The 13,903-nt window shown below is 51.8% G+C and carries 14 protein-coding genes; all 14 read right to left on the bottom strand.

Annotated elements, in window-relative coordinates; all coding sequences use genetic code 11:
* Window positions 1-6 precede the first annotated feature (6 nt).
* A complete protein-coding gene (locus T495_RS15440; protein WP_231495029.1) occupies window positions 7-2,082 on the bottom strand; it encodes a PP2C family protein-serine/threonine phosphatase in 2,076 nt (691 codons plus the stop codon).
* Between the two features lie 23 nt (window positions 2,083-2,105).
* Window positions 2,106-3,347: a glutamate-5-semialdehyde dehydrogenase gene (locus T495_RS0101085; RefSeq protein ID WP_033147313.1), complete on the bottom strand. Its 1,242-nt coding sequence runs from the start codon at window positions 3,345-3,347 to the stop codon at window positions 2,106-2,108.
* A gap of 7 nt (window positions 3,348-3,354) precedes the next feature.
* Window positions 3,355-4,122, bottom strand: a complete 768-nt coding sequence (gene proB / locus T495_RS0101080) for a glutamate 5-kinase (RefSeq protein ID WP_028904050.1) — start codon at window positions 4,120-4,122, stop codon at window positions 3,355-3,357.
* An 18-nt stretch (window positions 4,123-4,140) separates the two neighbouring features.
* A complete protein-coding gene (locus tag T495_RS0101075) occupies window positions 4,141-4,500 on the bottom strand; it encodes a YraN family protein (RefSeq protein WP_028904049.1) in 360 nt (119 codons plus the stop codon).
* A 23-nt stretch (window positions 4,501-4,523) separates the two neighbouring features.
* Complete coding sequence (locus tag T495_RS0101070; protein WP_033147312.1) at window positions 4,524-6,191, bottom strand: AMP-binding protein; 1,668 nt, start codon at window positions 6,189-6,191, stop codon at window positions 4,524-4,526.
* Window positions 6,192-6,278: 87 nt separating this feature from the next.
* Window positions 6,279-6,836, bottom strand: coding sequence for a helix-turn-helix domain-containing protein (locus tag T495_RS0101065; RefSeq protein WP_033147311.1), 558 nt, complete (start codon window positions 6,834-6,836; stop codon window positions 6,279-6,281).
* Between the two features lie 16 nt (window positions 6,837-6,852).
* Window positions 6,853-7,497, bottom strand: a complete 645-nt coding sequence (locus T495_RS0101060; protein WP_155950122.1) for a hypothetical protein — start codon at window positions 7,495-7,497, stop codon at window positions 6,853-6,855.
* Window positions 7,498-7,512: 15 nt separating this feature from the next.
* On the bottom strand, window positions 7,513-8,292 hold the full coding sequence (locus T495_RS0101055; protein WP_033147310.1) for a pyrroline-5-carboxylate reductase: 780 nt from the start codon (window positions 8,290-8,292) through the stop codon (window positions 7,513-7,515).
* A complete protein-coding gene (locus T495_RS0101050) occupies window positions 8,289-9,428 on the bottom strand; it encodes an aspartate aminotransferase family protein (RefSeq protein ID WP_028904044.1) in 1,140 nt (379 codons plus the stop codon). Before T495_RS0101050 ends, T495_RS0101055 begins: the two co-directional genes overlap by 4 nt.
* A gap of 20 nt (window positions 9,429-9,448) precedes the next feature.
* Window positions 9,449-10,414, bottom strand: a complete 966-nt coding sequence (argC, locus tag T495_RS0101045) for an N-acetyl-gamma-glutamyl-phosphate reductase (protein ID WP_028904043.1) — start codon at window positions 10,412-10,414, stop codon at window positions 9,449-9,451.
* 35 nt (window positions 10,415-10,449) lie between these two features.
* Window positions 10,450-11,652 (bottom strand): argininosuccinate synthase, encoded by a 1,203-nt coding sequence (locus T495_RS0101040; RefSeq protein WP_033147309.1) that lies wholly within the window; start codon window positions 11,650-11,652, stop codon window positions 10,450-10,452.
* An 85-nt stretch (window positions 11,653-11,737) separates the two neighbouring features.
* Entirely contained in the window at window positions 11,738-12,343 is a 606-nt protein-coding gene (locus T495_RS0101035) for a GNAT family N-acetyltransferase (protein WP_033147308.1), read from the bottom strand.
* Window positions 12,344-12,357: 14 nt separating this feature from the next.
* On the bottom strand, window positions 12,358-12,834 hold the full coding sequence (argR, locus tag T495_RS0101030; RefSeq protein ID WP_028904040.1) for an arginine repressor: 477 nt from the start codon (window positions 12,832-12,834) through the stop codon (window positions 12,358-12,360).
* Between the two features lie 83 nt (window positions 12,835-12,917).
* Window positions 12,918-13,520, bottom strand: coding sequence for a DUF4923 family protein (locus T495_RS0101025; RefSeq protein ID WP_028904039.1), 603 nt, complete (start codon window positions 13,518-13,520; stop codon window positions 12,918-12,920).
* Window positions 13,521-13,903 lie beyond the last annotated feature (383 nt).

The raw sequence follows: 13,903 nt of genomic DNA, 5'->3' as shown, positions 1-13,903 counted from the left end.
TATATTTTATGTATTAACTTTTGTTCTGATGCACATAATGGTGAGGTCATCGCTGGCCTCAGCACCATGACGGTGATGTTCTACCTCTGCTTCCAGCACTTCCACCACCTGACGGGCATTCTCGAAATCGGTATGCCGCAGGATGTCGAGCATGCGGTCATCGCCCAACTGCTCCTGATGGTCGTTCTCAGCCTCGTTCAGACCATCGGTATAGATGAGGAGCGGACGCCCCTTGATGGATGCAATCTCTTCGCCAACATAGTCCAGTCCGGGCCAGAGACCGATGGGGGCGTTGGCCTCCATCTCGAGGAAGGAGCCTTTCTGTTCGTCACCACCAATCACTGGTGGGTTATGGCCCGCATTGCAGAAGTAGAGATGACCGGTTGAGAGGTTCATCTCACCAATGAACATGGTAACAAACATGCTGTTGTCGTTCTTCTCTGTCAGCTCGTCATTCATGCGGGTGGCAATGGCGGCTGGTTTCTGGTGTTGCTTGGCCAGCGTATGGAACAAGTGTGAAGCCTTCGCCATGAACAGCGAGGCGGGCACGCCCTTACCCGAGACATCGCCCACACAGAAATACAGGTTGTCGTCTTCAATCAGGAAGTCGTAGAGGTCGCCACCTACTGCACGGGCAGGAATCATAGAGGCATAGAGGTCCAATCCTTCGTATTCCGGAAACTCATGGGGCACCATCGACATCTGGATGTCACGGGCGATACGTAGCTCGCTCTCGATGCGCTCCTTGGCGGTGGTCGTCTCCTCCAATTGGTTATAGGCTGTTTGCAACTCATTGTTGACGGCTCGCAGTTTTTTCAGTTGTCGCTGACGGTAGTACGCATAGAAGGTCATAAAACCCATGATCAATGTGGCCAGTACTGCTCCCGTATAGATCCTGAGTTGACGGGCGTGCTCCTTGCTCTGTTGCGCCTCTAACTTCGACTGGTATTCACTCAGTCTCAGTTGCTGTGCATGACGGTCCAGACTGTCGTTTTTCAACAACACAGCTGCATGTTGCAGTTCTATGTTACGATTCTTCAATGTCAGGTCTAATGCTTCTTTCTCCAGACGCTCTTGCTCCAGTTCGCTGGCCTGATGTTCCAGACGTAGGGCCTGATTGTGCAACTTCAGTGCATTGGCTTCGTTCTCTGTCCGGATAATGTCCATCTGCAGGGCATGCTCTGCCGCCTGTTTGCGTATGTCGGACGTGTTGATAGAGTCGCTGATCTTTTTATACTCCTTGTAGTATTTTAGGGCATCTTCCCATTTGCCCTGCCACTCATATGCATAAGAGATGAGCTGGGCTCTCTCTAAGGGATGTTTGACCTTCTTGGCCAGTTCGAGCATAGTCTCGTAGTCGCCATTGACACGTGCATGATATATTTCTATATCGTTGGTAAAGGTGGAGCGATAATTGTATTTCTCCGACAGCCGTTTCCATTCCGTATAGGCTTTGTTCAACTCCGTCTTTTGAACGTTACCCTCATAATACATCGCAGCGATGCATCGATAGCTCCATGCATCCACAATCGAAGGCCCCGTCAGATTGGGCTCTTTCAGGGTCTTGTCGGTCATCTCGAGTATCTTCTTCTGGTTTCTGCGGTTGTGGTAAATCTTAGCCAGACCTAAATAAGCTGGTGCGGCATTGATTTGAGGCAGATAGGCTTGCTTGTATTTACAGGCTTTCAGATAATACTCCTCTGCTTTGATCTCCATTCTCAGTGCACTGGCCTGATTGGCATTGGCTAATGATGAATAGTAGAACCCCAGCTTGCTGTCATGCTGCTGACTATAGTCGTTCATGGCCTTGGCTATCTCCATACCTTTCTCTCTGCTCACTTTTGTAAAAGCAAAGGAGGCCTGGTTGGCCCAGGTTCGGTAGAACAGACCTTCATCTTTCGTTTTCAGACAAGCCTCTTTCAATTGGTCGGTGACGGTCATGAACGGTTCAATCTCGTGCGTGGAGTACAAACGGTACATCTCTTTCGTCAGCCGGTCAACGTCGGCTTGAAAACCTTGAGCTGCCACTGTCAGTGGCAGTAGCAATAGGCATATCAGGTGTGTAGTAATGTTTCTTTTCATAGCGTTCCCTCCTTATCTGTTGACTACGGTCGTATCTGCCCTTCGCCCTCGATGAGCCATTTGTAGGTGGTTATCTCTTCGAGGGCCATCGGACCGCGTGGACCTAACTTCTGGGTAGAGATGCCTATCTCGGCACCAAGGCCGAACTGAGCACCATCGGTAAACGAGGTGGGGGCATTCCAATAGACACAAGCCGCATCGACATGCGCCTGGAACCGACGGGCTGTCTGCTCGTTCCTGGTGATGATGGCCTCGCTGTGACCACTGCCGTTCTGGTCGATATGGGCCAAGGCCTCTTCGAGACTGGCAACCGTCTTGATGGCGAGCTTATAGTCCATGAACTCTGTACCAAAACTCTCTGCTGTGGCAGGCTCCAGATAGGGATACTGGCCTTCGATGGCGGCATAGGCCTGCTTGTCGGCATAGATGATGACCTTTTTCTCTGCCATGGGCTGCACCAGCATACCCAGGTCCGACAGCCGGTTTTGATGTATGAGCAAACAATCCAGGGCGTTACAAACCGACACGCGTCGGGTCTTGGCATTCTGTATGATGGCTCGTCCCATCTCCAGGTCGCCATCCACGTCGAAATAGGTGTTGACCACACCTGCACCGGTCTCGATGACGGGGATGCGGGCTGTGTCGCGTACAAAGTCGATGAGCTTGCGGCCGCCACGGGGAATACAGAGATCCACATAGCCCACGGCATTCAGCATCTCACCGGTAGCCTCGTGGGTGGCGGGCAGCAGGGCTACCACATCCTTCGATACGCCATACTGCTCCAGTATCTCGTGGATGAGAGCCACCTCCTCGCGGTTGCTGCTGTCGGCATCCTTACCGCCCTTGAGCACACAGGCGTTGCCGCTCTTAAAGCAGAGTGAGAAAACGTCGAACGTGACGTTAGGACGCGCCTCGTAGATCATGCCGATGACACCGAAGGGCACGCTGACACGGCACAGACGGAGACCGTTGGCCAGCGTCTTCTGCTTGGTGATGTGTCCTAAGGGTGAGGGCAGGGTAGCCACGTTGCGCATGTCGGAAGCGATGCCTTCCAGTCGGCTCCCGGTGAGCTGCAGACGGTCGTAGAGGGGGTTATCCTTCGACATTCTGGCGAGATCCAGGGCGTTGGCCTCGAGGATCCTGGCCTGTTGCTGCATGATGGCATCGGCAACGGCATGGAGTATCTCGTTGCGCTGTGTATCGGTGAGCAGGGCCAGACTCTTGCTGGCGCGCTTCACACGTTCGAATGTTTCTTTGAGTTGCATGGCTCTACTATGTTAGGAATTCGGTATGCGGTGTTGATTCGGGGTGCTCCATCAGGTCGATCAGGATGTCGTCGCGGGTACCATTGGCAATGATGACATGGATGCCAGCGCACTGCACATTACTGGCGGTGTGGTACTTGGAGTGCATGCCGCCACGACCGAAGGCACTCTTCTCTTCCTTGATATACTTGGAGAGGTCGGTGCAGGGCGCCACGGTCTGTATCAGCTCCGACGAAGGATCGTCAGGATGACCGGTATAGATACCATCGATGTTAGAGAGAAGGATGAGTGAGTCGGCACGCATCATCTGAGCGATGAGCCCCGACAGCTCGTCGTTATCCGTAAACATCAGCTCGGTAACGGATACGGTGTCGTTCTCGTTGACGATAGGCAGCACGTCGTTTTCGAGCATCACTCTCATACAAGCCTGCTGGTTGCGGTACTGCTCGCCGGGCTGGAAGTTCTCCTTCATGGTGAGCACCTGGCCCACATGAATACCAAACTCGCGGAACAGATCGTAATACAGACCTACCAACTTGACCTGACCTACGGCAGAGAACAACTGACGCTGCTCGACCGAGTCGAGTGAGTGGTCGACCGTGAGTTCGCGGCGGCCACAGGCTACGGCACCCGAGGTGACGAGGATGACCTCGATGTCCTGCTTGCGCAGCCACGCTATCTGGTCGACCAGGGCCGACATGCGGGTGACATCGAGCTTTCCATCGGCTCGTGTGAGCACGTTAGAACCTACTTTGATAACTATTCTTTTCTTCATTTCACTATTCACTCTTCACTAATATAGTGGTACATCTTCGATGTGATCTATTTCTGGTTGCCCGCCTATCATGCCTACTACGGAAATGATGTCGAACCTGACGGGACTGTTGATGCAGCGATACTTGATATAGTGGTTGATGGCCTGGCGGAGGCTCTGCAGCTTGCGGTAGTCGACTGCCTCTTCGGGCTCACCATACAGGCGGTTGCGACGGGTCTTGACCTCGACGAAGACCACCTCCTGACCGTTGGTGGCAATGATGTCGATATCGCGGCGCCCCGATTTCCAGTCGCGCTCTATGATGCGATAGCCATGCTGCTGCAGGTAGGCTGTGGCCTGGTCCTCGCCCCACGATCCTAACTCATTATGTGCCGCCATCACTAATCACTATTCACTATTCACTATTTCTCCGCGTCCTTCTGGCGGATCTCTACGCGACGGATCTTTCCGCTGATGGTCTTAGGCAGTTCGTCGACAAACTCCACGATACGGGGATACTTGTAAGGAGCTGTCTCCTTCTTGACGTGCTGCTGCAGTTCCTTCACGAGGTCGTCGCCAGCCTTGTCCTTCCACTCCTTGCCGAGTACAACGGTAGCCTTGACCACCATACCGCGGATATCGTCGGGTACACCGGTGATGGCGCACTCAACCACGGCAGGGTGGGTCATCAGGGCGCTCTCAACCTCGAACGGACCGATGCGGTAGCCTGAGCTCTTGATCACATCGTCGATACGACCCTCGAACCAGTAGTAGCCATCCTCATCGCGCCAGGCCATATCGCCGGTGTGATAGATGCCATCGTGCCACGCCTCGCGGGTCTTCTCCTCATCGCGGTAGTAGCCTTTGAACAGACCTATAGGCTTCTTGTCGCCTACACGTACCACAATCTCGCCCTTCTCACCATCCTCGCAGCTGGTGCCGTCGGCACGCAGCAGGTCGATATCGTACTGGGCGTTGGGGATACCCATACTGCCTGGTTTCGGTGTCATCCAGGGGAAGGTGCCGAGGGTCATGGTGGTCTCGGTCTGACCGAAGCCCTCCATCATGCGGATGCCGGTCTTCTCGTAGAACTTATCATAGACGGCGGGGTTGAGCGCCTCGCCAGCGGTGCAGCAGTACTGCAGGTTGCTGAGGTCGTACTTGCTCAGGTCCTCGCGAATCATGAAGCGGTAGATGGTGGGAGGTGCACAGAAGCTGGTAACCTTGTATTTCTCCATCTGGCGCAGCAGGGTGTCGGCGTTGAACTTCTCGTGGTCGAACACGAACACGGTAGCACCGGCAAACCACTGACCGTAGAACTTACCCCATACGGCCTTACCCCAACCGGTATCGGCCACGGTGAGGTGGAGTGAACCTTCATGCAGGTTGTGCCAGAACACACCTGTGGTGAGGTGACCCATGGCATACAGGTAGTCGTGAGCCACCATCTTCGGCTCGCCGCTGGTACCCGAGGTGAAGTACATGATCATCGTGTCCTCGTTGTTGTTAACGAAGGCAGGACGCTGGAACTGAGGCGCTTTGACCACCTCCGACTGATAGTCGCGGAAACCCTCGGGGATGGGTTTGCCGTGATCGGTGATGGTGATATACTGCTTGACCGTAGGACTCTCGGGCATGGCCAGTCGGATTTGCTCGCACACGTAAGCATCGTCCACGCAGATGATCGACTTGATCGAGGCGCGGGTGTTACGATAAACAATGTCGTGCTTGGTGAGCATGTGGGTGGCAGGGATGACGATGGCACCAATCTTACACAGTGCCAGCATCACGATCCACCACTCATAACGGCGCTTCAGAATCAGCATCACAGGGTCGCCCTTGCCTATGCCCAGCGACTGCAGGTAACTGGCGGCCTGATCGCTCTGCTCTTTCAGCTGCTTGTAGGTGGCACGTATCTCCTCACCCTGGTCGTTGGTCCAGAGCAATGCTAACTTCTCAGGTGCCTCTTCTGCCCACGCGTCCATCACATCGTAGGCAAAGTTGAAGTGCTCTGGAACAATGAACTCCAGATGCTTATTGTAATCCTCTACAGACTCGAAATGTGTCTGCTTTAAAAATCTTTCTACCATATATCTTTTCTTTTTTGCAACGGACAACAGGACTGAAACGACTTATGTGCTTAAAGTCCTTAAGTCCTGTAGTCCGTTGCTAATTAACTATTCAACTGTAAAGGCGAGGAATTTCACGGGTTTGTCGCCTACGGCCAGCATGCCGTGGGGCTTCGATGAATCGAAGTAGATGCTGTCGCCCTCTTCGAGAATGATGGTCTTGCCACCGATGAAAAGTTCCATCTTACCTTCGAGCACCATGTTGAACTCCTGTCCGGGGTGGGTGTTCTTGTAGATGGTGCGTGCGCCTGGCTTAGGCTCAACGGTAACGATGAACACATCGGCCTGATGATTCACGAAACCGCTGACCAGACTCTGGTACTTGTAGGCCTTGGTGCGCTCAACGCTCATGCCCTGGCCCTTGCGTACTACGAAGTACGACTTCATGTGGGGTGCCTCGGCAAACATCAGCTCCTCGGCTGATACACCATACTTATGGGCTATCTTCATCAGGTTTGAGATGGTGATGTCGAGCTCACCCTTCTCAATCTTCTCATATTTCTCTGAGTCGATACCGATGGTCTCAGCCATCTCACTTACTGGAATGTCGAGAACGTCGCGCAGTCCGCGAAGGCGTTCGCCTATTTGCTTTAATTGCTCGTCCATGTTATATTTGTTGTTTTTATCGTTTATCTATGATTTTATAATCAGCATATTTCTCTTTGGGATAGACAAAGAGCTTATCGTCGATATTGCCTGCCTGGAAGTCGGAGAAGGTGATGGTACACCAGAAGATGCTGACTTTGATGCGTAGCTTCTTGGGGTAATACTTGCCTTCGGACAGCAGTGCGATGATCTTTTTCATCTTCACTTTGGTACCAGGCTTGGCATCGAGAGTTACCAACAGTCCTTCGGGATCCTTGGCGATGGAATAGTTGTAACTGTCGGGTTCGAACTTGAACATCTGCAGTTTGTCGTCGCTCTTGTTCACCTTGGGGTCATGCAACTCTACAAGATGCTTGTTGGTGCGTACGATATGCTTCAGCTCGCCGTTGTCGTAGATGATGGTGTTCTTATGTTCTGATACGCTCTTCTTGCCCTTGTTGCACGAGTAGCCTTCTTCCTTATACAGTCCAAGAATGTTGATCTTATAGTTGAACTTGACGCCCTCCTGACCATAGATATGGTTCCAGGCGGTGTTGAAAACACGCTTGGCCTGGCGGGCATTGGCATTATCCTGTGCTGTAGCAGTGAAGTGTGGACAGTGAAGAGAGAATAGTAGCACTACCACTCTCATCACATATCGCCATTTAAGTATCCTTGTCATACCCCCCCCCACTAATCACTTCAGTCCTGCTTTCAGACCACGGATCACAGCCGAGGTGAAACCGGCATGCTCCATCTCGTTGAGACCCTTGATAGTGAGTCCACCGGGAGTGGTTACCAGGTCGATGGCTGCCTCGGGGTGCAGGCCGCTGGCTTCGAGCAGCTCAACGGCGCCCTTCATGGTCTGCATCACAATTTTCTTGGCATCGTCGGCCTTGAAGCCTAACTCTACGCCACCTTCGGCGGCAGCGCGGATATAGCGCATGGCATAAGCGATGCCGCAGCTGGCCAGGGTGGTGCCCGATGCCAAGTGCTGCTCGTCGGTGAGGAGCGAGGTGCCCATCTCATCGAAGATGCCCTGTACTAGTTTGGTCTGCTCGTTGGTGGTGTCGCAAGGCACGATGAAAGTCATCGATGCCAACTGGGCAATGGCGATGTTGGGGATGACCAGGAAGAGTGGGGGACAATTGGCACCCAGCCACTCCTTGATACTGGCTGATGGAACGCCTGCGGCAATCACAATAAGCAACTGCTTCTGGGGATTGAGTGCTGCCTTGATGCCGGTGAGCACACGCTCTACCAGCCAGGGCTTTACTACTACACAGACAATATCGGCTGTGCTGGCAGCCTGCTGGTTGTCGATGGTGACGTTAACGCCTAACTTAGCAAACTTTTCTACAACCGCCTGCGAGGGATCGCTTACGGTGATATCTTCGTTTTTGAACTGTTGGCCTTTGATCAGACCCTCGACGGTGGCGCCACCCATGGCGCCAGCGCCTATTACTGAAATCTTCATAATTCTTCGGGTTTTACTCTTATCAGTCTTTCGATAAAGTCGTCGGCTTCTGCCTTGGTGAGACAGAGTGGTGGCAGCAAGCGCAGAATGTTCTGGCCGGCACAGCCGGTGAAGCAATGCTCATGCTTGATGAGTGGCTTACGAACCATGGCGTGTGGCATGTCGAGCTCGATACCAATCATGAGTCCGCGACCGCGAACCTCCTTGATGTGTGAGCTGCCGATATTGCGGATGCCCTCCATCAGATAGTCGCCGATGACACGGGCGTTCTCAACCAGACCTTCGTCCTCGAAGACATCGAGGGTGGCAAGGGCTGCGGCACAAGCCAGGTGGTTGCCACCGAAGGTGGTGCCTAACTGTCCGTAAACTGGTTCGAACTCGGGACTGATGAGTACACCGCCCATGGGGAATCCGTTGGCGATACCCTTGGCAACGGTGATGATATCGGGCTTGATGCCCAGCCACTGGTGGGCAAAGAACTTACCGCTTCGACCGTATCCACACTGAATCTCGTCGCAGATGAGCACGGCGCCATAGCGCTTACAAGCGTAAGCCAGACCCTGTGCAAACTCAGGTGTGGCCATCTGGATACCACCAACACCCTGGATGCACTCCAGGATGACAGCTGCTACACCACCCTTTGACAACTCACGAACCCAGGGCTCAAGGTCGTTGAGGGGCAGATAGCGCACATGGTGATTGTCGTTGATGGGGGCAATAATCTTCGGGTTATTGGTCACCTCGACAGCCAGCGATGTACGTCCGTGGAAAGCCTTCTCGCAAGAGAGCACGCGGGTGTTACCCGTCTTAAACGAAGCCAGCTTCAGTGCATTCTCGTTAGCTTCGGCTCCAGAGTTGATCAGGAACAGCTGGTAGTCGTCGTAGCCGGAAATCTTGCCGAGACGCTCAGCTAACTGAACCTGCAACTTGTTGATAACAGAATTAGAGTAGAAACCGATGTTCTGCAGCTGCTCTGTTACCTTACTAATATAATGGGGATGCGAGTGGCCGATGCTGATAACAGCATGTCCACCGTAAAGATCGAGGTACTCCTGACCTTTGTCGTCCCATACTTTACAACCCTTTCCCTTGACGATGTTGACATCGAAGAGTGGATAAACGTCGAATAGCTTCATATCGTATCCTCCTTAATGATTTAGAAAGCTGATGCTTTCAGTTTGAGTCCGGCAGTCTCGTCGATGCCGAACATGATGTTCATATTCTGTACAGCCTGACCAACAGCACCCTTCAACAGATTGTCGATGGCAGAGGTGACGAGCAGCTTGTTGCCGTATTTCTCTACATGTACCAGGGCCTTGTTGGTGTTTACCACCTGCTTCAGGTCGATGGCCTTGTCGCTATAGTGGGTGAAGGCTGCATCCTTATAGAAGTCCTTGTAGGCTTCGATCACATCCTCTACGGGAGCGGGCGTCTTGATGACGGCGGTGCAGAAGATGCCGCGGGCAAAGTCGCCACGGTAGGGGATGAAGTCGATATCAGCATCGAGATAGCCCTGAACCTGCTTCAACGACTGACGGATCTCAGCGATGTGCTGGTGCTGGAAGGGCTTGTAGATGCTCAGGTTGTTGTTGCGCCACGAGAAATGGGTGGTGGCACCCGGTTTCTGACCAGCACCTGTAGAACCGGTGATGGCATTCACGGCTACGTCGTCCTTCAGCAGATTGAGGTAGGCGGCGGGCAGGAGTGCTACCTGGATACAGGTGGCAAAGCAACCAGGGTTGGCCAGGTGCTGAGCCTTCATGATATCTTCCTTGTTGATCTCGGGCAGACCATATACATAGTCGTGAGCACCCTTGATGCGGAAGTCCTGCGCCAGATCGATGATCTTGACATGCTCGGGGATGGTGTGTTCCTTCAGGAACGCCTCGCTCTTGCCGTGGCCAAAGCAGAAGAATACTACATCTACCTGATCGAAGGGCATCTCGTCGGTGAACTTCAGATCGGTATCGCCAATCAGACCTTCATGCACATCCGATACCAGATTGCCGGCATTGCTCTCGGAGTTGGCAAACACAATCTTGGCTTCGGGATGGTTGAGCAACAAGCGGATCAGTTCGCCGCCTGTATAACCAGCCGCACCTAATATTCCAATTCTAATCATATAAGTCCTAAAGTCCTGTAGTCTATTGCTAAAAATTATCTTTTCTCGTCCTTGTGGATACCGTAGTAAACACGCAGTGGGGTAGAGCTAACCTTGATGAAGCCCTTGGCCTCGTCGGCAGTCCAACCGGTCTGAGTCTCGCCGTATTCACCCAGTTTGCTCTTGGTCAGGTCGTTAGCGCTGTCGATACCAACCGTCTCGAATCCGTAAGGACGGAGCTTCAGGATGGCTGTACCGGTGACGTTGCGCTGGCTGCTGGTGAGCATGGCCTCGATATCGGGCATCACGGGCTCCAGGTACTGACTCTCGTGCAGGAACATGCCATACCAGTTGGCTACCTGATCCTTCCAGTACTGCTGCCACTTAGAGAGGGTTGACTTCTCCAGCAGGCGGTGAGCCTCGATGATGAGCTTGGGGGCTGCGGCCTCGAAACCTACACGGCCCTTGATACCGATGATGGTATCACCCACATTGGCATCACGGCCAATGGCATAGCTGGCACCAATCTCCTCAATCTTCTGGATGGCCTTCACCTTATCGTCGAATGCCTCGCCATTAACGGCTACAATCTCACCCTTGTCGAACTGAATCTTCAGCAGCGACTCCTGCTCCTTGGCAGTGACATGCTTCAGATATGCCTCTTCAGGCAGACCCTGGGTGGGGTCGAGCAGCTCACCGCCACAGATACTGGTGCCCCAGATACCTACGTTGTATGAGTACTTCAGCTTGGTGAAATCGGCAAAGAATCCGTGCTCGTTCAGATAGTCAACCTCTTCCTTACGGGTGAGCTTCTTATCGCGGGTGAGCGTGATGATCTCTACACCAGGAGCCATTACGAGGAAAGTCATGTCGAAACGGATCTGGTCGTTACCAGCGCCTGTTGAACCGTGGGCGATGGCATCGGCACCAATCTCCTTGGCATAGCGGGCGATGGCGATAGCCTGGAAGATACGCTCGCTGGATACAGAAATGGGGTAGCAGTTGTTACGCAGCACATTACCGAAGATCATATACTTCAGCGATTTCTCGTAATACTCGTGGGTGACATCGAGGGTTACATAGGCCTTCGCACCCAGCTTAAAGGCGTTCTCCTCGTTTTTCTTCAACTGCTCGTCGCTGAAACCGCCTGTGTTGGCGCAGGCTGCATAGACATCCCAGCCGTCCTGGGTGAGTTTCATAACTGTGTAGGAGGTGTCCAGACCTCCTGAGAATGCGACTACTACTTTCTTGTTTGCCATATCTTTGTTGATTATTAATTGATACCTTTGTTCTGTCAATATTACTTTTTTTTGCCGGATATATTACTTATCTTTGCCGGATATATTACTCTTCTTTGCCGTCAATCTTACGGATGCGTGCTAACACATCGTCGGCAATCTTGGCGGGCAGGTGCTCGGTAGGGTCGTAGAGCATGGCTGTGCAGATGCAGTACTTACGACCTGTGCGATGCAGCACATCCACGTTGCAGCAGCCCTCGCAACCCTTCCAGAAGGCTTCGTCGTCGGTCAGGTCTGCAAAGGTCACGGGCTGGTAGCCCAGTGCGGTGTTCATAGCCATAACGGCGGCGCCACTTGTCAGCGAGAATATCTTGGCGTGAGGCCAACGGGTTCTGGCCAGGGTGAAGGTCATATCCTTGATGCGCTTGGCAATGTGTTTGCCTCTGAAGTCGGGATGCACAATAAGGCCTGAGGTCGTGACATATTGCTGGTTTTCCCAGGTCTCGATATAACTGAATCCTGCAAATCGTCCATCCTTGGTAAGCGCTATTACCGCTTTTGCTTCCATCATCTTCTTGGCCAGGTACTCGTGGGTACGCTTGGCAATACCAGTACCGCGCACCTTCGCTGCTTCGGCGATGGTGTCGAGAATCGTATCCACGTATTTCTCGTGCTCAGGTCCTGCTACTAAGACTTCAATTTCTTCTTCCATTTCTTCTTATTACTTTATTTCATGTTTGGTACCACATCGCTCAGGGCTTCTACTACTTCCTGATGCTTGATGCCTTCTTTGATTACAATGAATATGGTATCATCGCCGGCGATGGTGCCCAATATCTCTGGAATGTCACTATTGTCGATATTCCAGGCTATCGAACTGGCATAGCCTGGACGGGTTTTGATGATGCCCATGTTGCCTGAGAAGTTAATGCTGATAAAACCGGGTACTCGCATCATCTCACGGATGCTGTTAGGAGTGCTGACACGTTTGTACATGGTTTCGTTGGGCAGTACGTAAACGTAGTTGCCGCTCATCGAGGCTGCCTTTGCTACTTTCAGCTGTTTCAGATCACGACTCAGAGTGGCTTGCGTTAGTTTGAAGCCTTCTTTCTGGAGGGCGTTCAACAATTCGTCCTGGCTCCCTAACTGCTGACTTGATATGATCAGTCTCAGGGCTTCTAATCTGTTGGTCTTTACTTTCATCTCAGTATATTTATTCGAAATCGGTTGCAAAATTATACAAAATTTCGCAACCGACCAAATATTTCTGCATATATTTGCAAATTTTACCGTTTCATATCGAATCCAACGCGTACGCCATCGTAATTTTTACTCAAATCGCCTATGGTTTGCAAATCTTTATTGCCACTCATGGCCGACATGGTTTGAAGAACTGTCAGCAGTTTCTTGGCTTCGAACAGAATCGATATGCCACCAGATTCCTTTTTGGCATAGCAGTTTATTGAGAGTAACAGACCTTTTAATGTGATTTTCTGACTGGCTTCGTCGAAAGTGTAGTTGCCGCTGAATGGTGTACCTGCTATTTTAGAAGTGAATGTGCCGTCCTCGTTAAAGGTGATGTAAGTGTTGGCGGCTGACAAACCTACTTGCTGGTAATAGGGCTGAAGTTTCTGCTCAATCTGTACGGCTGCTACCTCACCACCTGCTTTTGCCAGCAGGTTCTCGCTGGTGAAGGCACAGCCTGGACCGTTGTATTTCCAGGTGGCAATCAGGTTCTGAGCTTTAATCTTATCCAGACCGATAACACTCGTGATGGCATTTACTACGCCTGTACCATTGGTCATGGCACCAAGAACCTGCCCCATATTACCGCAACTTGTCATTGCGATGCATGCCAAAGCGGCTATGCTAACCATTACTTTTTTCATCTTGCTTGTTGTTTATTGATGGTTATTGTATTTATTTACGTTGCAAAATTATAATAAATACCTTAAACAGCAAAGCATTTATCAGAAATTAACGTAGTACGTAGCCTGTGTTTCAGTTCTTGTGGAATCGGGTGCGAAAATCACGTGAGTTAACTCGATTGATGATTTGAGCCGGCTCGATTGATGATTTGAGTTAACTCACGGTTTTTACGTGATGCTGATTCTCTCTATATAATATATAATAATGTGACAATATTTTTCAGATTGATATTTGTCAAGAGCGACCAAAAAAATGCATGAAAAATGAAAATTTCTCTCGAAAAGTTTTGGTAGTTTCAAAAAAAGCCGTACCTTTGCACCCGCAAATCAGGAACACCACCTGA

The sequence above is a fragment of the Prevotella sp. P6B1 genome (assembly GCF_000702825.1).
GTDB lineage: Bacteria > Bacteroidota > Bacteroidia > Bacteroidales > Bacteroidaceae > Prevotella.
Note: the sequence above shows the minus strand (reverse complement) of the source record. Positions and strands in the feature narration are given on the sequence as shown.